This window comes from Fusibacter sp. JL298sf-3 (assembly GCF_053842995.1).
The window spans coordinates 399332-417850 of sequence record NZ_CM132608.1 but is presented as its reverse complement, the minus strand read 5'-3'; the positions used below and the strand labels follow the sequence as shown (position 1 = coordinate 417850).

Sequence of the window (18519 nt, the reverse complement as noted above, 5' to 3'; positions counted from 1 at the left end):
TTTGAGTTGATAAAACAACGGCTTAACCAAACGGTTTGATACGCAAGAACCTATCAAGTGCTGTTCTATGTCCTGGATATCTTGTTAACATAGCGTTTAGTCGACAGTGACGATGATATCGTGTAAGTTGGAAAGACCTTGTACAGCGTCAGTAAGCTCTCCAAATGGCTCTGAAGAACGCTTAACTCGCGATGAAGTGGGAACTTGCGGCTCGACGATGCCTTGAATTGTTACTTTTGAAAGCGCCTTAAAAGTACCTGTGGCGACGCCGCCGTATCTCTTTTTGATAATATTTGAGAGCGCGTCGAGGACGGTTACGTGGTAGCCATAGCCCTCATATGCGCTGAAGTTCCAATCGCTGAATCCTTGAACATGTCCGTATAGGTACTGGTCGAGTAAGTCCTGTGCTGCGGACTTTCCGTTGCCACCGAAGGTAGTCTCGACGACCACATCGCTAATCGGCTGACGTGCAGCAAAGTAGTCTTCGTCGGTGTTAATGGTCTCAGGCGGAGCGTTGTGAAGGTTCTCTTCTCCCAAAAGACCTTTGAAAGTGACGTCGTAGGTCACATAGACATCGGCAGAATAAGGGAGATCAGCTTCTTCTTTCGTAGCCAAAAACTTGACTACACTTTTGTGAAGCGGTTTAAGCTCTACGTCTAAGACCTCCTCGTACTGTTTGCTCTCAGAGCTTCCCTTGCTTGTCGACCACCCTTGAGTGAAATCGAGATTGAGCGAGAAGGTCGTTTCTGTGCCCATAAAGCCCGCGTTAAAGGCGTACTTATTTTCAATACCGAGACTTTGACCAAAAGTGTATTCGTCTGTGCGCTCCCACGTCGATTCTGTTGTGTAGACGAATTTAGGATGTTTGGTCACAGTTGCCTCCGGGTCTTGATTTTCGACAATGTCGACGAAAACTGCAGACGGTTCGAGCTTGGTAATTCTCGGCTCTCCAAATGACAACGTGTTGCCGTCGATGTTCACTTTAAAGTTGGAGAAGATCATTTCGAATCTTTGGTCTGCCCACTTGCCTTGAGCGTAGCGGTCGGATTTGTCGTAGTTGAATTTTACCCCATAGCGCCCGTCGCCAAGGTAGTTGACCGTATAAGCGCCTTCTCCCGGGAGGTAATCGTCTGAGCCTGAAGTGTATACGTAACCCATTGCATCGGCGAGCTCAGCGTGATTTTTAATAAATGTTTTATCTGTCACAACACTTTTAATAAGGCCTTCATCTGATGAAAACGGTAAGATAAGCGGTGCTTTTTCATACAAGTCACTTTGTACGGCTGCCAGCGAGGGCACAGCGGTAAGTAACGGTACTGTTATGGCAAAGACGAGTATCAGAGCCAAAAGATTTTTTTGTTTCATGGTAAATCCTCCTCTTTTTGTTGAGTGAAAGTGTGGTTGCAACCGTATCAAAAGCTTTGTTGTGAAGTTTAGCACAAAAGGGCTCTGTTTATAACAGAATGAGACAAATAACAGAAAAAATGTAACGAATACATATTGCTATATGGTAAATTTAAGCATCGCCATGTTGATGCCCCCAACGTTCCATTTCGTAGATGACCTCCAGCAAACTCATTCCCCGATCCGATAAAGTGTAGACCACTTTTGGCGGCACGCAGGTGTAAGCCGTTCGTATGAGAAGTTGATCGTTGGTAAGGGCGCTGAGCTGTTGGGCAAGTGATTTGTGGGAGACGCCGGGAAAACAATTTAAGAGTTCGCCAAAACGCTTGGGACCTTCGCGTCCGATTAACATCAAAACTGAAAGTTTCCATTTGCCCTTAATGAGATTTAATGTACGGTGTGCGGCTGATTGTTGGTACATACTGTCATCCTTTCTGTATGAATGCTGTTGTAAAACGACAAATTATTTTAAACGATTTTTAACGATGAGAAAACAGTTGAGATTCCGTATTGTGGAACAGTAGGTTTGTCATATGGTAAAGGTGGGATAGACAAATGAGAGGCTTTTTTTTAAACTGAATGCAGTGAGAGCGTCGGATGTAATAGGAGGTAGTTATGTTAAAAGCTGTAACCGGTTCTAGTGTAGTGACAGACGAGCGGTTGGCGGTTCGAGAAGCAATGGGCAAAATTCTCGAGAAGAATCTTCCGCTTAAATTGCTCTTTGTCTACACCTGTTCCGCATTCGATCACAAAGTGCTGCTCAAATCGATAGCAGAAGCGGCTCCCGGCGCGCAGGTGGTCGGTGGGACCTCTTTCGAAGGCGTCATAACGCAGGAGGGGATGGCTATGGGGGACGACGGCTTTATCGGCATAATGGGCTTGTCAGATGATTCTTTAACCACCGGTGTGGCCTGTGTGGAAAAAGGATTGGACGCGCAGATTGCCGGTGTAGAAGTGGCTAAACGCGCTTTGGTATCAGCGGGAAAAAAAACGGCTCCGGATTACTTTTACATGTCGGCGACACCTGGCGATGAAGAGTTGTATCTCAAGGGGATTACGGAAGTCATAGGTCGCGTTCCATTTTTTGGAGGAAGTGCTGCCGACAGAAAGATTTGTGGTGAGTGGCAAGTCTTTGCCGGATGTGAAAGCGTCTCTGAAGGGGTCGCTGTGGCTTTTTTTTACTCCGAGAAAAAAATGACCAATGTGTTTACCGGCGCTTACAGAGAAACGGACAAATGCGGGATTATAACAAAAGCTAAGTCGAGACGAGAGCTTTGTGAAATCAATGGTGAAAAAGCACTGGTGACCTATGCACGCTGGATGCAAAAAGATGTCGCGGAGTTATTGAAAGGCCAATTGCTGATAGAAACCATCCTTCACCCCATCGGTGTAAAAGATCGACTAGGGGATCTCGTCGCTATAAGACACCCCATGTTGGGACACGACGATTTTTCTATGTTGATAGGCAACGACGTCTCTGAGCACACAACTGTTATTAAGGTGGAAGCCACTGTCGACGAGCTTATAGACGCTGTTTCTTCAAGTATGATAACACTTGAAGAGCGTTCCCCCAGTGCAATTGGGGCCTATCATCTGGTTCACTGCGGCGGCAGAAAAGTCGGCATTGGCGACAGACTGCCGGAAGTAGAGAAACATATTCAATCGGTTGCCGGAGATACGCCGTTTATTGTGACCTTCACTTTTGGCGAATACGGTTATGAAAAAGACGGACTAAACACTTGTGGCGGCTTGATGCTGTCTTTTACCAGTTTTGAAGAATAGGAGGAAGAAGATGAACATGATAATTGGTGGACAGCGCGTTGCCGCTTCTGATGGACAAACACTCAAAGTATTAAACCCTGCGACTGGGGCGTGTATTGATACGGTGCCAAAAGCCTCGGCTCAAGATGTAGAAATTGCCATGGACTGGGCCAAGCGCGGACAGGTGGCGTGGGCCTCTGTGCCGCTGTATCAAAGGGCAAATGTCCTTACCCGATTTGTTCAAGCAGTTGAATCAGAACATACGGCACTTTCAGAACTTTTGTCAAGAGAAACAGGGAAACCCATAAGAGAGGCTCAAGCTGAAATCGGCAACATTCGCATAGCCTTTAACGCTTTTGTAGAACGCGCAAAGCATTTGTACGACATGAGTATACCTAGTGGCACTGAGCCCGGCCAGGAACAGACGATGCAAGTCACCGTAAGAGAACCGGTAGGTGTTGTCGCGTGTATTATTCCGTTTAACTTTCCGTGTGATCTCTTTGACCAAAAGGTTGCACCTGCACTGATTATGGGCAATGCCGCGGTTGTGCTACCGTCGTCAAAGAATCCTTTAACTGTTCTCAGGTTGACGGAATTACTTGCCGAGTCCGGTGTCCCTAGAGGGGCCATTCAATGTTTAACGGGTGATGGTGCAATCGTCGGGCCTCTTGTAGTCGCTCATGAAGCTGTGACATTCGTCTCCTTTACAGGCAGCACTGAAGTGGGGAAAGACGTAGCAAAAAGAGCAGCTGGGCACTTGGCACACGTCGCTTTGGAGCTCGGTGGCAACGACGCTTTTCTCGTCTTTGAAGATGCAGAACTCGATTTGGCTGTAGAGGCAGCTATCAGTGGACGTCTATACAACACAGGACAAATTTGCTGTGCGAGTAAGCGATTTATCGTTCACGAGTCGGTAAAAGTGCCTTTTATAAAACGCCTTGTAGACCGTTTGGAACAGCTGACAGTGGGCGATCCCATGGACGATTCAACCGATGTCGGGTGCCTGATAACAGAAGAAGCGGCGATAGCGGTGGCAGCGCAAGTACAGGCGGTTGTCGAAGCCGGTGGACGCTTGGTGTGTGGAGGGCTTCGAAAAGGCGCTTTCTATATGCCGACTGTGATAGATTCCGTTTCACCTGAGAGTGCTGTAGCGAGAGATATGGAGATTTTTGGGCCGGTGATTCCCATTATTTCATTTAAAACGGAAGAGGAAGCTCTTGCTATAGCAAACACTTCAGTGTATGGTCTTAGCAGTTGTGTTTTTACGAGGGATATGAGCCGTGCATTTAGGGTGGCACATGGTTTTCAAGCGGGGGTAGCGGTAATCAATGGGTCGAGCTTTTTCAGATCTTTTGAAATGCCCTTTGGAGGCTACAAACACAGTGGTCTTGGGACGGAAGGTGTTTCTAGCACACTGGAGGAAATGAGTTTAACCAAGACGTTGGTCTTGAAAGATGTTCTAAAATAAGAAGTGGAAAGAGGGGCGCGCAGGTTGTCGGTGCGTCCTTTTTTTGGTTGTAATATATACCGAAATATCAAATTGTTAAAAAAAATACGACAACAGGGGTTGTTTAAAAAAAATGACTTTTGTATAATGAACGTACTAAAAAAATAAGGAGGTGCCGAATGGACATTATAATCTGTGATGATGAAAAAGCGTTTTTGCAGAGCTGCAGGAAACGTTTGGAATCTATTGCAGCTTCAATCGGAGACGATGTGAACGTTGTCACATATCAGTCCGGGGAAAACATGTTGTTCAACAGCAGCGACTGGTTGACAAATGCGACAGTTGCCTATTTAGACATTGATTTGCTTTCGATGAACGGCATCCATCTGGCTGAAGAGATTCGGTTGCTCGGCTACAAAGGAGAGATTATCTACTTGACAAACTCCCGTACACACGTTTTTGACGTCTTTGAAACGCAACCGTTTCAGTATATATTAAAAGAGCAGCTCGCCAGTGAAAAGTTTCGCGAAACCTTTATTAAAGTAAGGGAAAAAGTGCGTACAACAGCACTTCAATATCTGGTGATCCAAACGTCTAAAAAGAATATTCGACTCTACCTCAACGACATCGCTTATTTTGAAATTAAAAGGCGGATTGTTCACGCCAATGGACACCAATCGGTACAGGATCCAGTACAATTTTATTTGACGATGGACGAACTTGAAAGCAAGTTGAGCGGTACGCAGTTTGTGCGGACCCATCGCTCTTTTATTGTCAATATGAAAACTATTCAGTCGGTGAGTGCAGATGAAATCATCTTACAAAATCAAGCACACGTACCGATTAGTCGAAAGTACAAAAACAGTTTTAGAGAAAATTATGGCAATTTTTTAGAGCGTCAATGTATAGACGTCTATTAATGAGGGAGGGGTTATGGGGACGTCATACAGCTACGCAACCGTCATAGGACTGACTATGATCGGCCTGCACTGTCTAGTGGTCTTTTGGTACATCGACCACTTTTTAGAAGCTAGAACTTATACGGCGGTTAAAGTGGCGACGGCAGTTACAATCAATCTCTTGGGGATTATCGTACAGCGTATTTTTTACATTCATCAATCGAAGATCTATTTTCTCTATCTGCTTTTGGTGTTTTTAGAAGTACTCTGGATTTTCAAGGCGACGCCTATACAGGCACTGTACTTGAGCTTAATGAACAACTTCTATCAGTTGGCATTTATAGGCGCGACGACTTCGCTCGTCTCTTTTATGGTTGGGATTCCGCTGGATGAAGTCGTCGTAGACCGAATGCTCTTTTCCATTACATCTTCAGTTTCACGCCTTCTTTGCATGTTGTTCTTCATTGGAATCGTTCGGTTCCTTTTGCCCAATAGGGGGGCGGTGACCTTTAACTACAAGTCGCGTGAGCTCATGTCTGTAAACGTCAGTGTTTTTATTTTGACACTGCTACAATTACTCGTCAGAAGTGTTTACTTTATCGATTTACACCCATTGGTTTATTTGATCGTCTACGCCATGATCTTGTTCAGCAATTTGTTTTCCAGTCTTTCATTTTACAAGCGTTCAGTAACACCGGTACATACGTTTGACGTCATTGAGGCACTGGAGACACAGCTTCAATCACAGAAAGCTCATTACACCGCCTTTCAAAAAGAGCTGGAGCACTATCAAAAACTTAGGCACGACTATACCGGTCTTATTCAAGCACTTCACCAAGCGGTCTCTACGGAGGAGTACCCTCGTAAATTACATCTCATTTCGGAGTTCGAAGAAGTGGTTGCGGCACACGATCTCAGCATTCATCGCTACTCTAACAATATCTTATTGGATGCCATGCTTCAGGAGACGCATCGTACATGTGAGCGTCACGGTATCAGGTTTGAGGCTCAACTTCTGATGAAACAAACCACCTGCGGCATCAAGGACATCGATGCCATACGCATCTACAACAACCTGTTGACCAACGCCATTGAGGCCAACCTAAAGGTACCTGAAAGGGCCTGCCGCTTTATTCGAATTCGTTCCAAGAACAGTGCCGGTTGGAGTGTCGTCGTCGTTGAAAATGCTTTTGATGGCATTGTCGAGGCGAAAAACCGAAAGCTGTTGTCGCGGAAAAAGGCGAAGGGGCATGGTCTAGGTCTAAAAATTGTGGAGGAAATCATACAGGCCTATGGTGGCTTCGTTCAAATCGAAAGCAAAGAGACTTTTGTCGTAAAATTATACAAACCTTATTCGAAAGCGTAAACCGTTTGCCGCAGTGACAACACTGCGGCAATTTGTTTGACAACAAGCCTTGAGCCTAAAGCGTTCTCGCGAATGTTCAGCGCGAGAAAGCGTCAGCGAAAGGCGATTTGAAACGCTGGAAGTGGGTCAAATGTTGTTTGACAACAAGCCTTGAGCCAAAAGCTTTCTCGCGAATGTTCAACGCGAGAACACGTCAGCGAAAGGCGATTTGAAAAGCTGAAAGCGCATCAAATGTTGTTTGACAACAAGCCTTGAACCCTAGGTGTCGTCTATCACGAAAAACACGTCAAATAGGACGACGTTTTATCAATTAAGATAAAATGTTGTAAAATAAAAAGAGTTTTGGTGGGTGAGTCGTGGGGGGCGTTTATGCATAAGAATTACAGTGAGTGGCCGATTTTTCAATCTGTGAGATCGGCAATGTGGTGTCTGATGCCTGCACTTTTAATCGGTGCGACAGCAGTAGCGGTGGACAATGTAGGTCGAACGTATTTTGGTCTTCATGAGACGCAGGCCGTTTATAAAATGCTTCACGGCATAGAAAGTGTCACTTTGTTGGCAATACCGATTTATGTTTTTATACTCGTGACGTATTTTTACGGTGAAAAATTGGCGTTTATAAGAAAATGCGATATTCCACCCATTTTTTTTGTCCTATCGAATTTATCGATGGCTTTTTTAATAGGCGCAGGAGAAACAGCGCTTATCCCGAAGCTCGAACCGGCGTTTTCAAGTGTTTTTCTCGCCATTGTCTTAAGCGCCATCGGCGTAAAATGTTATATCGGCTTGTACGCCTTAAAGAAACGCTTGTCGAAATGGGAAAATCCTTTCTTGAATCCCTTTGTACAAGACGCGTATGATGCCATTTTGCCGATAGCGGTGCTAATGGCCCTCGTCTTGGTGATAAAAGTGCTGTTTCTATCGGGAATAGACACTGTACGAATTGACTTGTGGCGCCAATTCGACTGGTTGTACAATGGCAAACACAGCTTGATAACTCTGCCTCTCTCCGTTCAGTTTTTATGGTTTGTGGGCCTACACGGCGGGCGCATAGTCATGGACCATTACGGGGGCGCGCTGGATATGCTGAACATGAGTAAAAAGATGATCGACACATTCGTCTATCTCGGAGGCAGCGGTGCAACACTCGGACTTGTCTTGGCTTTTTTCAGACATCGAAACGAAGGTAAGACGGCGCGTATTTATTGGATGGGCCTCTTGCAGTCCATTTTTAACATCAACGAACTGTTGCTGTTTGGCATACCGGTTATTTTAAATTTGAATTATCTTCTGCCCTTCATATTTGTGCCGATTGCTTTAACACTGACGACGTACTTCTTTATCGCCATAGGTGCCATACAGGTGGTCAACGAGAACATCAGTTGGGTCACCCCGATTTTCTTTTCGGGGTATTATTTAACGGAGTCGGTTTGGGGTGTAGTTCTGCAAGGCGCTAACCTTTGGATTTCCTATAGCGTCTATGGTTATTTTGTCAAGCGCGAGGTGGTGAACAACAACAAGCGACTGGCGGAAAAAGTCGACGTGGTTGAGACATGGCTTAAAACAGATAAGCGTAAAGTCGACCAGTACGAGTACAGCGCCATTTATCGCACATTGGTGTATTTAAAGTCCGATTTGGAACACGCGTTGAAGAACAGAACTGGGGCCGTGTATTTTCTTTACCAGCCCAAAGTTAAAAGTGGGGTTGGCGTCGTGGGTGTGGAGGCTTTGGTACGCTGGTTACATCCAAAAGCCGGGCCCATCTCGCCAATGCTCGTGATGGAGATTGTCAATCGATTTGAGCTGGAGGTGCTGTTTATGTCTGTGGTAGCGGAAGAAAATGCGCGCACATGGCATCAATGGCGTACTGCATACGGTGTCAAGCTGCCTATTGCCGTCAATATTGACCCGCATGTATTGAGCAAGGATGTCGACTATTCAGAGGGTGTGGTCGAAATGATAGAGCACCTGTCAATAGACCATCACTATCTGGAAATCGAACTCACTGAAAATACATTGGTTAGTACAGATGCTGTCTTCTATGGGCATATCCATCGTCTCAAACAAAGGGGAATTCGCGTGGCAATAGACGATTTTGGCATGGGACACGCTTCACTGAGCTATGTTCTCAAGGATTTTTTTGACGTTCTGAAGATTGACCGCATGCTTATTCAAGGGATTGACGGCGATTTACATCGACAGCAAATCGTCAAGAGCATAGTCGCTTTAGCTACTTCTTGTGGTTTGGAAGTGGTAGTCGAGGGGACGGAGACTGCTGCGGAAGTGGCGACCCTCAAAAAGTTGGGCGTAAGCATCTTTCAGGGGTATTACTTTGCGAAACCGTTAGCTGAAGAGGCCGTTATGCCGTTTTATTTAGAAGTGGGGGGAGTAGATGCAGAATAAGCCGATAAACCGGTTGATGATGACGAATGGAAGGCGCAGGCGGGGAAATGTGTTATAGTACTGAGACAAACAGATGGTTAGGTGAGACACCATGACGAGGACGTGTATGACGCGAGAGGAAATTGAAAAAGAAATTTATTACGCACGAAAAATGTTCGACAGCGTACGACTGGTTGATCCAATTGAACGGAAGGTCTGTGAACTTGAGACCTGTGGCATCAGCCGAACAGGCTATTCTTGTTTTCACGTATGGCAAAAATCCGATGCTTGCGAGAATTGCCTTTCCGCCCGCGCGCTAGTGGAACAAAATCGGTATACCAAATTTGAGTTTTTAGGAAAAGATGTTTACTTTGTGGTGCTTCGCTATGTGAATGTGGAAGGGTGCGAACTGGTGCTTGAGAACGCTGTAAAACTCGAGGATAGAAACTTTTTTAAGACGAACAACGAAACCGTGCACAGTTTTTTTCACAAGTTCGAGTTGGCGACAGCAAAACTGTATACCGATGAGTTGACAGGGGCGTATAACAGAAAGTACCTGAATGAGCAGTTGCCCATAGCGCTGAAGAAAACAGCACAACTGGGAACGGATATGGCACTTGCCATAGTGGATATCGATAACTTCAAGTCGATTAACGACAACTGGGGACATCCGGTGGGAGACGAGGTATTGGTCGGCGTAGTCAATCATTTAAAAAACGGGCTTCGGAGTACAGGCGGGGACTATGTGGTGCGCTACGGCGGCGATGAGTTCATCGTCGTTTTTTACGACATCACATGTCATACTTTTTTAAAGCGCTTAGAAGAGTACTTGACCACTGCCAGCGCTGTCGTTTCAGAAATAGAGGTGTTAAATCAGCTGTCGTTCAGCATTGGTGGTGTAATGGCATCCGAGTGCGATGTACTGACGCCAAAGCGTTTAATCGGTCTTGCTGACGAGCGTCTATACCAGTCTAAAAATAACGGCAAAAGCTGTATTACAGTGAAGCAGACGTACCGTCTGACACAGCGAAATGTCCTATTGAGTTACGGCGAGATTCTAAGGCGTATTGAGACCGGTGACGTCTACATCGTCTATCAGCCCAAGGTATTTGGTGCTACAGGTGCGGTTTCGGGACTTGAAGCTTTGATTCGAGTAGATGGGGGCGCGCCCAACAAATGCGACAGCGCTATAGACTTTATTAAAGTGCTTGAGAAGAACAAACTTTCTCACCTAATTGATTTTTTTGTTTTCTACAAAGCAGTAGAGCAGTTGAGCCTTTGGAAAGAAGCGGGGGCTCCCATAGTGCCAATTGCGATTAATATGTGTCATACGACATTGTTGCGTGAAGATTTCTTAAAGAAAATCGTCAACGCTTTGCTGGATAGTGATCTGAGACCGTTTATAGAGATTGAAATCACTGAACGCAATGTACCTGTAGAGCACGTAACATCTTTAAGCAAGGTGGTAAAAGAACTGAGGGCACTAGACATTCGCGTGGGCCTAGATGACTTCGGTGCCGGTTCGGCCAATATCGTAATGTTGGCTGAACTCAATTTAGATTTTTTAAAAATTGACCGAACCATTGTCGTGGATGTCCAAGACAATAGAAAAAGTCAAAAAATATTAGAGGTTATTTTAAAAACTTGCAGTTTTCACGGGGTGAAAGTCATTGTGGAAGGCGTGGGAAATGCGCTGCAGTATATGACACTAAAAAAAATCGGTTTCGAATATTTTCAAGGGTGTTTTTTCTCCAGACCCGTGGCTATTGAAGACGTTAAAACACATTATCCGCAGGCGACGGCAGACTATTATTAATTAAAGGGAGGACGGCCATAGATGAAAAAGATGACGCAACAGCAAGAAGCGTTCGATAGTAAATGGGAAGAGGTTATCGAGCACGCACTTGAAAACGGGTTTGTTATTCACGAGCACAAAGGTGTGGCCTTAATCGCAACGCATAAGATTCAGTTGAACACACGATCTTTAACCGAATATTTGACCTCTCAGATTAAAATGGGCATTGAACCCGAACAGTTGGGGCATCCCGACGCGTGTCGAGCGTGTCTCAATAAATTTTCAGATGTGCTTTAGGGGGGCGTTATGAAATCAATAAAAATGAGATTGACGGCGGTGTTCACATTGATTATATGCCTAGTTTTAATCGCCGTGGGGGCAGCCGTACTTAAAATTGTAAGTGAAGATATGACCGATAGCGCCTATTCGACATTGAGTGCTATCGCCTATTCAGAATCGGAGTATATACGGGCCATCGGCTTTGGCAAACTCGAATACGTCGACGGCATAGCGCAGTTGATGGCACTTGAAAGCGGCATGTCTTTAGAGGAGAAAGTGCGATTTTTGGAAGCAGAAGCTGAACGGGCGGGATTTGTCACTTTCGGATTTGCAGAAACAGACGGAAGTGCTATAGAACTTCGCAAGGGACAGCCGACAGCAGATATTGCCGATCGGAGTTACTTTAAAAAGGCAGTTAAAGGAGAATCCAATGTATCCGACGTGTTGTTTAGTAAGACAACTGGGGAACCCGTTGTGGTTTTTGCAACACCGGTATATGAAAACAATCAAGTTATCGGCGTCTTTTACGGGGTTGAAAGTGGAGATTTTTTAAGTGAAGTAGTTTCGGCGATAGCGTATAAAGAAACCGGAACGGCTTTTCTTATTAACGACGAGGGGACGGTCATTGGCGACCGCGATATGGAGTTGGTTCGTCAGCAGTACAACGCTATTAAAAATCCGGGCGCCAATGGTGAGTTTGCGTCTTTGGCAAAGGTTTTAAAAGGGGCTATTGAAAACGAGGGTCTATTTACAGGGGAGTACGAGTACGAAGATGTTCATCGACTGGTAGCGTTTACACCGGTGGGAGAAGGCAGCTGGATTTTAGCAGTAGAAATGTCTGAAAAAGAAGCGTTGGCCAATATAAAAGCGCTGTTTAAAGTTCTAGCCATCTTTTTCATCGTCTCTCTTTTGATAGGCGTGGGCGTAGTCTTTTACGCCAGTACGAAAATTGCTCAGCCAATTAAAGAAGTCACAGAGGAAATCGGTTGGATGGCGTCTTACGACTTTACCGTTAGAGCTTTTCACAGAAGTGACGATTCGCGTCGAGATGAAATTGGGAAAATGGCGGCAGGACTTTCGAAGATGCGCAGCAACCTCGCGTCTTTAATGATGCAGCTACAATCCAGCACGGGAGAGATTGCCGCCTCAACTCAAAATTTGGTTACGGCTTCGGAACAGTCGGCTCACGCTACTGAAGACATTTCTAAGGCCATGGAGGATATTGCTTCTGGGATAACCGAGCAAGCGTCGGATTCTGAAGCGGCGGCGCAGAGTGTTGCCGTGATGAATACCGTCGTCGAAGAAAATTTTAAACTTGTCGATCAGCTCGACAAAGCGACTGAGAGCATCGAAACCGAGAAGTACAAAGGACTGGAGCTCTTGTCGGCACTTTTGACATCTACCAAAGAAAACGAAGCTGTAGCCGGCTCTGTTTTTGACATTATCCATAAAAACGGAGAAAACGCAGAGAAAATAGAAGCGGTGAGCGGTATGATACAAAACATCTCAGATCAGACCAATCTTTTGGCCTTAAACGCCGCTATTGAAGCGGCAAGAGCGGGAGAAGCAGGCCGGGGATTTGCAGTTGTCGCAGAAGAAATTCGAAAGTTGGCCGAAGATTCTATAAAGCTGGCTGACGAAATCAAAAAGATAATTTCAGAGTTAAAGTCCGATTCCAAAGAAGCCATAGAGGAGATGGAAAGAGCGCGTAGCGTCGTTGCAAAACAAGCTGAAGGGGTTAAAAACACAGATGAGCGCTTTGAAGCGATATCCAATGCGACAGATGCTGTCAAGGTGATTAAAGAGCGGATTGTCCGGTCAACTCAAGAAATGACTGAGCACAAAAATGCACTTGTCCATCGCATTGAGCGGTTGGCATCTGTAGCCGAAGGCAATGCCGCTGGGGCAGAAGAGGTTACCGCCTCAATGGAGGAAAATGCATCATCTGCAATGGTGATTACGGCACAATGTGAAACACTTTCAGGTGCTGTAAGTGATTTAAATCAAATGATTGATCAGTTTAAGATTTAAGTAAAAAAGCGACCACGTAGCTTAAAGCGCTGTGTGGTTGCTTTTTTTAAACTGAAGAAGACAGCCTGAAAGCCAAATGCCGTGAACGACGACAGCTATGGCAAGTCCGGTTATTGATGGCGCATCGATATAGCGCCATGTCCAGTAGGTCGGGGTAAGCCGCGCCAGCCATGTGAGCCCCCCTAGATCCAGCAAGTCGACAAATCCAAACAACAGCAGCAGGTTCAAGCCTTTTGCATAAGTCAACCCCTTGACTTTGTCCGGCGCCAAAGCGAAGAGCAACAAGCCGAGAACGGCACCGTATAGGGCGAGTAGAATGACAAGGCCGATTAAAGCGGTTGGGAGAAGGTAAGACGGACGAAAGAGCACGTAAGTATAGAGGGCATACGAACCGGTGAGCACTGCCGTAAACACGAGGCGCAAGTAGAGATACCCCGAAGCGCCGAGTGGGGTAACACGCATCAGTTCGAAGATGTGACCGTCGCGATCGTCAAGCATTCTAAATCCGACGACAACCCCAAGAAGTCCCGGTGCCAAAACAAATGCCATGTAATGAAAATAAGGCGTGTAGTGCTCGACGGCGAAGGGGTAATAGTGTGCGAGATAAGGGTGCATTAACCCTTTAAATGCCAGCGGCGTCAGCAGAGGTAAAAGGCAAAACAGAACCATAATCGGTTCGCGTAGCAATTGTTTGACTTCGCTTTTTAAACGTATAGACATAAGAACCTCCTATTCTCCATAGACCATTTTGGTCAGGTAAACGCGAACCATTTTCTGGACGAGCAACAGGTCGATGCCCACCAACCACAGCGTACAAAAGAGGCTTTCCCCCCACTGAATACCGTGGAAGGCACCGTAGACGAGCCTAAACCCTGCAACACTGGGCAACAGATTCAGCCAAAAGCTGTCGTAAGGCGAGTAGATTAGAAAACAAGGCGTCATGGCGACGAGAGTCACCGGAATCATGTACATAAAAAAAGCGTTGAGAGACGTGGCGCGCGTCACAATAAAAACGCCGAGGGCCGTAAACAGAATCGAGGTCGTAACGATACCGAGAACCAAAGGGATATAGGCGACAGAAGCGCCGACGGCCGCAGTAATAACTAGGCTGACAAACAGCCCTAGAGTCGCGAGGCTCAAAAGTTTTGCATAAAGGTAATGCGAAGTCTTGAGCGGCGTGACGTGTACGAGGTCGACGATGCCTTGTTGCTTTTCGAGGAGCAGGATACCGCCGATAAAAAACAGTCCGAGGACGCTGGGATCTGTAAAGAGAACAAACGGCATCACTTCGAGGCGCCAACTGAGAGGTAGCCATCTCAAAATGATGATGTACAAGACGGCTACTACGGCATAGATGGTATAAAAGCCTTGTTTTAGTTGAAACCGACTGTCGCTTTTAAGCGCGTTTAAAAAAGCTTTCATTGGAGGGCCCTCCCAGTGAGTTTGATAAAAATGTCTTCCAGTGTCGTTTCACCACTGTGGATGCGTACAATGGGCTTGCTTTGAATGAGTTTGACAAATGCCGCGTTTGTCCCAAGCGTCTCCAGTGGAAATTCTGCCGTTTCCTCTAAACCTTCCTCGAGATAAGTCACGTCGACGACGGGACTGCCGTGCAGTTTTTTTAGAGTGAGCGGACTGTCGATAGTGCTGATGGCGCCATTGTGGATAAATGCCACGCGGTCGCAAAGTTGTTCGGCGACGGTCATGTTGTGTGTGGTAATGAAAACCGTTTTGCCCTCCGATTTTAAGTCGGCAATCATGTCTTTGACAATTTTGGCATTGACGGGGTCGAGGCCGGAAGTCGGCTCATCTAAAAAGAGCAGTTTCGGCTTGTGCAGCAACGCCCTAATGAAGTTGAGGCGCATTTTCATGCCTTTGGAGTACCCTTCGACTTTTTGATCGGCGTCTTTTAAAAGGCCGACTTGATCGAGTAAGTCGTCGATAGAAGCTGTCGGACCGCTGTAATACGATGCAATCAGCTTCAAATTTTCACGTGCAGACAATTTGGTGTAAAGATTGGGGAAGTCAAATGCCACGCCGACGTGCTCGTAGAAATCGTTCCGCCATTCGGCACGTTCTTTTCCCAGAATTTGAATAGAACCGCTATAGCCTCTCAACAGACCGATTAACAGCTTTTGGGTAGTGGTTTTTCCGGCACCGCTCGGCCCAAGAAAACCGAATATCTCACCACTTTCTATGGCGAAGTCTACCGCTTTAACGGCTTCAGTTTTGCTTTTGGGGTATTGAAAACTCAGGGATTTAACGGTTAACATGACGCATCTCCTTTCTCAGATAGAAGTCCCATCGTGCCTAAAGCGACAAATAGGATGTGTTCGACGATGAGGTCGGTACATTTTGAAGTTTCGGCATGCGTTTTTATAATGGCCACAATACCGTCGAGGGTGAGTGCCGCTAAAATCGCGCCCATTTCGGGCATAGGGTATTCCGGTGCAAACCGTTGGATGTGAGATTCAAAGTGTTCGGCCAGTAAGCGCGTTACAGTGGCTTTCGTCCCTGCGTAAGGGGTGCCGTCACTGCATTCGAGCAATAAAACCACGCGCTTGTCAAAGACGGGCATTAACGCAGCAAAAAATGGTTTGAGTGTATTTCTCCAAATGGTGATATCCTGTACTTGCCACAGTTCATCGGGGCGCCCATGGTCCTCATGGTGGTCCAGCAACTGCTCGAGCTGTAGAGCGACCTCTGCGACTAGGGCATTGAAGATACTTTGTTTGTCTTTAAAGTAATTGTAGAAGTTGCCAGTTGTGGTGCCTGCGGCTTTCACAATTGTTCTGAGAGATGCCTTTTCAAAGCCTTTCTCGTAAAATTCCGCTTCAGCAGCTTTTAACAGCGCTTCTTCTACGGTTTCTTTTTTTGTTTGCATAGGGGCCTCTTTTCAACTTTCAATAAATTACAACTGTTATTTATTGAAAGTGTAGCATATTTGGCCATAGAGTTCAACTAAAAATATGTTGTAAAATAGTGGGGGGAGAAAATTAGCTGTTGAATGAACATTAGTAGTGCCCTCGGCATCCCTAACCGATTTTCGCTGAAAGCTTTCCGCGTTGAATATTCGCGGTAAGTTTTTTGGCTCAACTCTTGTTACAGTAAGCAGATGGGTTGCTTACTGTAGGAAAGGGCTAGACAGATGAAAGTGGTGCAACGCGCCATCTGAGTACAGTCTTAAGATTTTCAGGGGCTGTTTTTCTAAAGTCGGATAAGTAAATTTCTCGATGAGCCAAAGTCCGAATGCACAACTGTTCGGCATCGACAAAAGCGCGCATTTTTTCAAAAGTCTCGCGCTCTGATTCAAAGGGCCCTTTGTGCAGTGCCTGAACACACAACCCTTCAGCAATCGTCTCGAAGGCGATTTTTTTTATAGCGGGGTTTTTCTTCTTTTGAAAAGTTTTTTCCTGCGCACTTTGAAAGAGTGTCTCAGTGACAAAAAACGGCTGTCGAATCATAAGCGTGTAAACGAGTTCTTCTTTTTTGAGTGTCTCGAACTTGCGACCTCTTTCTGTTAAATCCCAGATGCCTTCAAGGGGGTAAACGGTGTACTCAAAGTAGCCTTCAGGTACAACTCCGGTTTTAGGCATCATGCGAATCGCATAGGACAGGGCGTAGAGTGCTTCGACTTTTTCAGCGAACTCCGGGGCATCAGGACGTCCGGTACCGCTGATGGTAAAGAACTTAAAGGAAGGGATATCGACGCATTCGGGGGTTGTCTTAGCACCGTAAAAAAGTTTTTCATGTTTTCTCCATTCGTGTTTCATTGAGGCCTCCTCTACATACCTTAGATAACGGATAAGTTTAGTATACCAAAATTCCGCTTGTTGACACCGAGACCAGCTACAAAAAAGAAAATGAGAAAAAATGTCATTGAATTGTAATACAAAACCTGTAAGAAAAGCCCGTGTTGAAACGTTATTATAGTGTCGTTAAAAAAACATTTGTGAATAGGAGGTTTGTTATGCAGTTTAAAAAGATTTTTGCTTTTACGCTCTTGGTGGCACTGGTGCTCTGTTCTGCACCTCATTACGCAGCAACAAGCGATGGCGACGCGTTTATCGCTTCACACGGTATTGAAATTCCGGAAGAACTCGCGTATATTGAAGATATTGGTCAGTTAACAGAACGTATTATGGCGGAATCGTATGTGTACCCTAACGATGTCTACCCATACAATTACACCGCTTTAAGGGGATACGCTCAGACCGTTCGAGAAGCCATGGCAAAAGATGGTTTGCTCAATACGCGTATGCGTGCGGCATCGGCCTACACATTAAAAGACAGCACCGTTTACGGCACGTGGAAGGACAGCTATAAGAATTACAACTGTTATGGGTATGCCACTTTTAACTTCTCTAATTTTGTCAATCCGGGTCATTACAGCAATCAAAACTTCAGCATGGCACTTTCTATAGATAAAATGGCGGATCTCGTGGTAGACGATTTAGAGACTCAAGGCTATTGGGCCTATTACACCGATCGGAAGCCGACCAACCTCGCAAATTTTGAAACGGGAATTTGTATTCGAAAAGGCAATGAAGATTATCACTTTATGCGGTTAACAGGTGATAAGTGGCAGCACAAGCCAGGTGGTACCAATGTGCTGACTTATAAGTACAGCAGTCCCGATTATAAAATATGGACCAATGAGCACTCTTACAAAAATGTTTCCTATGCAGGTACGGTTACTTACGACAGCTCAGTAAAATACATTATCTATTGGCCGAAAAATGTCGGTCCTCAACCAATGGGAATAGAAAAGGAGGCAAGGTTACATGAACAGTAAAGTGTGTACCATCTTTTGTCTATTGTTGGTCTTGTTGCTTACCGCATGCGGTAAAAATGAGATTTACGGGCGGTATGTTTACAAAACAGAAGCGTCACCGGATTACGCGTGGGTGCAACTCAATGACGACATGACCTACGAGTACGCGCCGGCGATGGTTGTAAGTTACAGACCTACCGGAACGTTTACAGTAGAGGAAGACACCATTACCCTTGTTGTCGCCGACGATGACGTGATAGAATTTGAAATAGACGACAAGGGACAATTGGTTTTACAAAGTGATGACGCTGGAGAAAAAGTGTTTAAAAAAGAGTAAGAGATTCTCAACACCTTTTGTCATGCGCTTCGCAGAAAGTTTTT

The 18519-nt window shown here is 45.6% G+C and carries 17 protein-coding genes; 10 read left to right on the top strand and 7 right to left on the bottom strand.

The window, feature by feature from the left end:
- Positions 1–96: 96 nt before the first annotated feature.
- Together ACR6HW_RS02050 and ACR6HW_RS02045 are read right to left on the bottom strand one after the other, a co-directional pair.
- Positions 97–1365 (bottom strand): aerolysin family beta-barrel pore-forming toxin, encoded by a 1269-nt coding sequence (locus ACR6HW_RS02050; protein ID WP_455729511.1) that lies wholly within the window; start codon positions 1363–1365, stop codon positions 97–99.
- Between the two features lie 151 nt (positions 1366–1516).
- On the bottom strand, positions 1517–1825 hold the full coding sequence (locus tag ACR6HW_RS02045) for a winged helix-turn-helix transcriptional regulator (protein ID WP_455729510.1): 309 nt from the start codon (positions 1823–1825) through the stop codon (positions 1517–1519).
- Between the two features lie 194 nt (positions 1826–2019).
- On the opposite strand from ACR6HW_RS02045, the gene ACR6HW_RS02040 reads away from it, so the two are divergent.
- From ACR6HW_RS02040 to ACR6HW_RS02005, 8 genes are all read left to right on the top strand, one after another.
- Positions 2020–3186 (top strand): FIST signal transduction protein, encoded by a 1167-nt coding sequence (locus ACR6HW_RS02040; protein ID WP_455729509.1) that lies wholly within the window; start codon positions 2020–2022, stop codon positions 3184–3186.
- 10 nt (positions 3187–3196) lie between these two features.
- Entirely contained in the window at positions 3197–4633 is a 1437-nt protein-coding gene (locus ACR6HW_RS02035; protein WP_455729508.1) for an aldehyde dehydrogenase family protein, read from the top strand.
- A 158-nt stretch (positions 4634–4791) separates the two neighbouring features.
- A complete protein-coding gene (locus tag ACR6HW_RS02030) occupies positions 4792–5532 on the top strand; it encodes a LytR/AlgR family response regulator transcription factor (protein ID WP_455729507.1) in 741 nt (246 codons plus the stop codon).
- 13 nt (positions 5533–5545) lie between these two features.
- Positions 5546–6877 (top strand): sensor histidine kinase, encoded by a 1332-nt coding sequence (locus ACR6HW_RS02025; RefSeq protein ID WP_455729506.1) that lies wholly within the window; start codon positions 5546–5548, stop codon positions 6875–6877.
- Positions 6878–7246: 369 nt separating this feature from the next.
- Positions 7247–9280 (top strand): EAL domain-containing protein, encoded by a 2034-nt coding sequence (locus tag ACR6HW_RS02020; protein WP_455729505.1) that lies wholly within the window; start codon positions 7247–7249, stop codon positions 9278–9280.
- Between the two features lie 106 nt (positions 9281–9386).
- Positions 9387–11075 carry an EAL domain-containing protein gene (locus ACR6HW_RS02015; RefSeq protein WP_455729504.1) on the top strand — a complete coding sequence of 563 codons (1689 nt, stop codon included), beginning with the start codon at positions 9387–9389 and terminating at the stop codon, positions 11073–11075.
- 21 nt (positions 11076–11096) lie between these two features.
- On the top strand, positions 11097–11351 hold the full coding sequence (locus ACR6HW_RS02010) for a hypothetical protein (protein ID WP_455729503.1): 255 nt from the start codon (positions 11097–11099) through the stop codon (positions 11349–11351).
- 9 nt (positions 11352–11360) lie between these two features.
- On the top strand, positions 11361–13364 hold the full coding sequence (locus ACR6HW_RS02005) for a methyl-accepting chemotaxis protein (RefSeq protein ID WP_455729502.1): 2004 nt from the start codon (positions 11361–11363) through the stop codon (positions 13362–13364).
- Positions 13365–13385: 21 nt separating this feature from the next.
- Here ACR6HW_RS02005 and ACR6HW_RS02000 read toward each other — a convergent pair whose 3' ends face one another.
- From ACR6HW_RS02000 to ACR6HW_RS01980, 5 genes are all read right to left on the bottom strand, one after another.
- Entirely contained in the window at positions 13386–14084 is a 699-nt protein-coding gene (locus ACR6HW_RS02000) for a hypothetical protein (protein ID WP_455729501.1), read from the bottom strand.
- A 9-nt stretch (positions 14085–14093) separates the two neighbouring features.
- Positions 14094–14786, bottom strand: coding sequence for a fluoroquinolone export ABC transporter permease subunit (locus ACR6HW_RS01995; protein WP_455729500.1), 693 nt, complete (start codon positions 14784–14786; stop codon positions 14094–14096).
- On the bottom strand, positions 14783–15637 hold the full coding sequence (locus ACR6HW_RS01990; protein ID WP_455729499.1) for an ABC transporter ATP-binding protein: 855 nt from the start codon (positions 15635–15637) through the stop codon (positions 14783–14785). Before ACR6HW_RS01990 ends, ACR6HW_RS01995 begins: the two co-directional genes overlap by 4 nt.
- Positions 15631–16248, bottom strand: coding sequence for a TetR/AcrR family transcriptional regulator (locus ACR6HW_RS01985; protein WP_455729498.1), 618 nt, complete (start codon positions 16246–16248; stop codon positions 15631–15633). The genes ACR6HW_RS01990 and ACR6HW_RS01985 overlap by 7 nt, the downstream gene beginning before the upstream one ends.
- A 256-nt stretch (positions 16249–16504) precedes the next feature.
- Complete coding sequence (locus ACR6HW_RS01980) at positions 16505–17137, bottom strand: GyrI-like domain-containing protein (protein WP_455729497.1); 633 nt, start codon at positions 17135–17137, stop codon at positions 16505–16507.
- Between the two features lie 197 nt (positions 17138–17334).
- Between ACR6HW_RS01980 and ACR6HW_RS01975 the strand changes: the two genes are divergently transcribed.
- Together ACR6HW_RS01975 and ACR6HW_RS01970 are read left to right on the top strand one after the other, a co-directional pair.
- A complete protein-coding gene (locus ACR6HW_RS01975) occupies positions 17335–18159 on the top strand; it encodes a hypothetical protein (RefSeq protein WP_455729496.1) in 825 nt (274 codons plus the stop codon).
- Positions 18149–18475, top strand: a complete 327-nt coding sequence (locus ACR6HW_RS01970) for a hypothetical protein (RefSeq protein ID WP_455729495.1) — start codon at positions 18149–18151, stop codon at positions 18473–18475. Before ACR6HW_RS01975 ends, ACR6HW_RS01970 begins: the two co-directional genes overlap by 11 nt.
- Positions 18476–18519: the final 44 nt, after the last annotated feature.

Coding starts and splice junctions, on each gene's coding strand:
- ACR6HW_RS02025 (WP_455729506.1), top strand. CDS start 5,546: ATGGGGACGTCATACAGCTACGCAACCGTCATAGGACTGACTATGATC.
- ACR6HW_RS02000 (WP_455729501.1), bottom strand. CDS start 14,084: ATGTCTATACGTTTAAAAAGCGAAGTCAAACAATTGCTACGCGAACCG.
- ACR6HW_RS01990 (WP_455729499.1), bottom strand. CDS start 15,637: ATGTTAACCGTTAAATCCCTGAGTTTTCAATACCCCAAAAGCAAAACT.
- ACR6HW_RS01975 (WP_455729496.1), top strand. CDS start 17,335: ATGCAGTTTAAAAAGATTTTTGCTTTTACGCTCTTGGTGGCACTGGTG.
- ACR6HW_RS01980 (WP_455729497.1), bottom strand. CDS start 17,137: ATGAAACACGAATGGAGAAAACATGAAAAACTTTTTTACGGTGCTAAG.
- ACR6HW_RS02030 (WP_455729507.1), top strand. CDS start 4,792: ATGGACATTATAATCTGTGATGATGAAAAAGCGTTTTTGCAGAGCTGC.
- ACR6HW_RS01970 (WP_455729495.1), top strand. CDS start 18,149: ATGAACAGTAAAGTGTGTACCATCTTTTGTCTATTGTTGGTCTTGTTG.
- ACR6HW_RS02040 (WP_455729509.1), top strand. CDS start 2,020: ATGTTAAAAGCTGTAACCGGTTCTAGTGTAGTGACAGACGAGCGGTTG.
- ACR6HW_RS02045 (WP_455729510.1), bottom strand. CDS start 1,825: ATGTACCAACAATCAGCCGCACACCGTACATTAAATCTCATTAAGGGC.
- ACR6HW_RS02020 (WP_455729505.1), top strand. CDS start 7,247: ATGCATAAGAATTACAGTGAGTGGCCGATTTTTCAATCTGTGAGATCG.
- ACR6HW_RS02005 (WP_455729502.1), top strand. CDS start 11,361: ATGAAATCAATAAAAATGAGATTGACGGCGGTGTTCACATTGATTATA.
- ACR6HW_RS02010 (WP_455729503.1), top strand. CDS start 11,097: ATGAAAAAGATGACGCAACAGCAAGAAGCGTTCGATAGTAAATGGGAA.
- ACR6HW_RS02035 (WP_455729508.1), top strand. CDS start 3,197: ATGAACATGATAATTGGTGGACAGCGCGTTGCCGCTTCTGATGGACAA.
- ACR6HW_RS02015 (WP_455729504.1), top strand. CDS start 9,387: ATGACGCGAGAGGAAATTGAAAAAGAAATTTATTACGCACGAAAAATG.
- ACR6HW_RS02050 (WP_455729511.1), bottom strand. CDS start 1,365: ATGAAACAAAAAAATCTTTTGGCTCTGATACTCGTCTTTGCCATAACA.
- ACR6HW_RS01995 (WP_455729500.1), bottom strand. CDS start 14,786: ATGAAAGCTTTTTTAAACGCGCTTAAAAGCGACAGTCGGTTTCAACTA.
- ACR6HW_RS01985 (WP_455729498.1), bottom strand. CDS start 16,248: ATGCAAACAAAAAAAGAAACCGTAGAAGAAGCGCTGTTAAAAGCTGCT.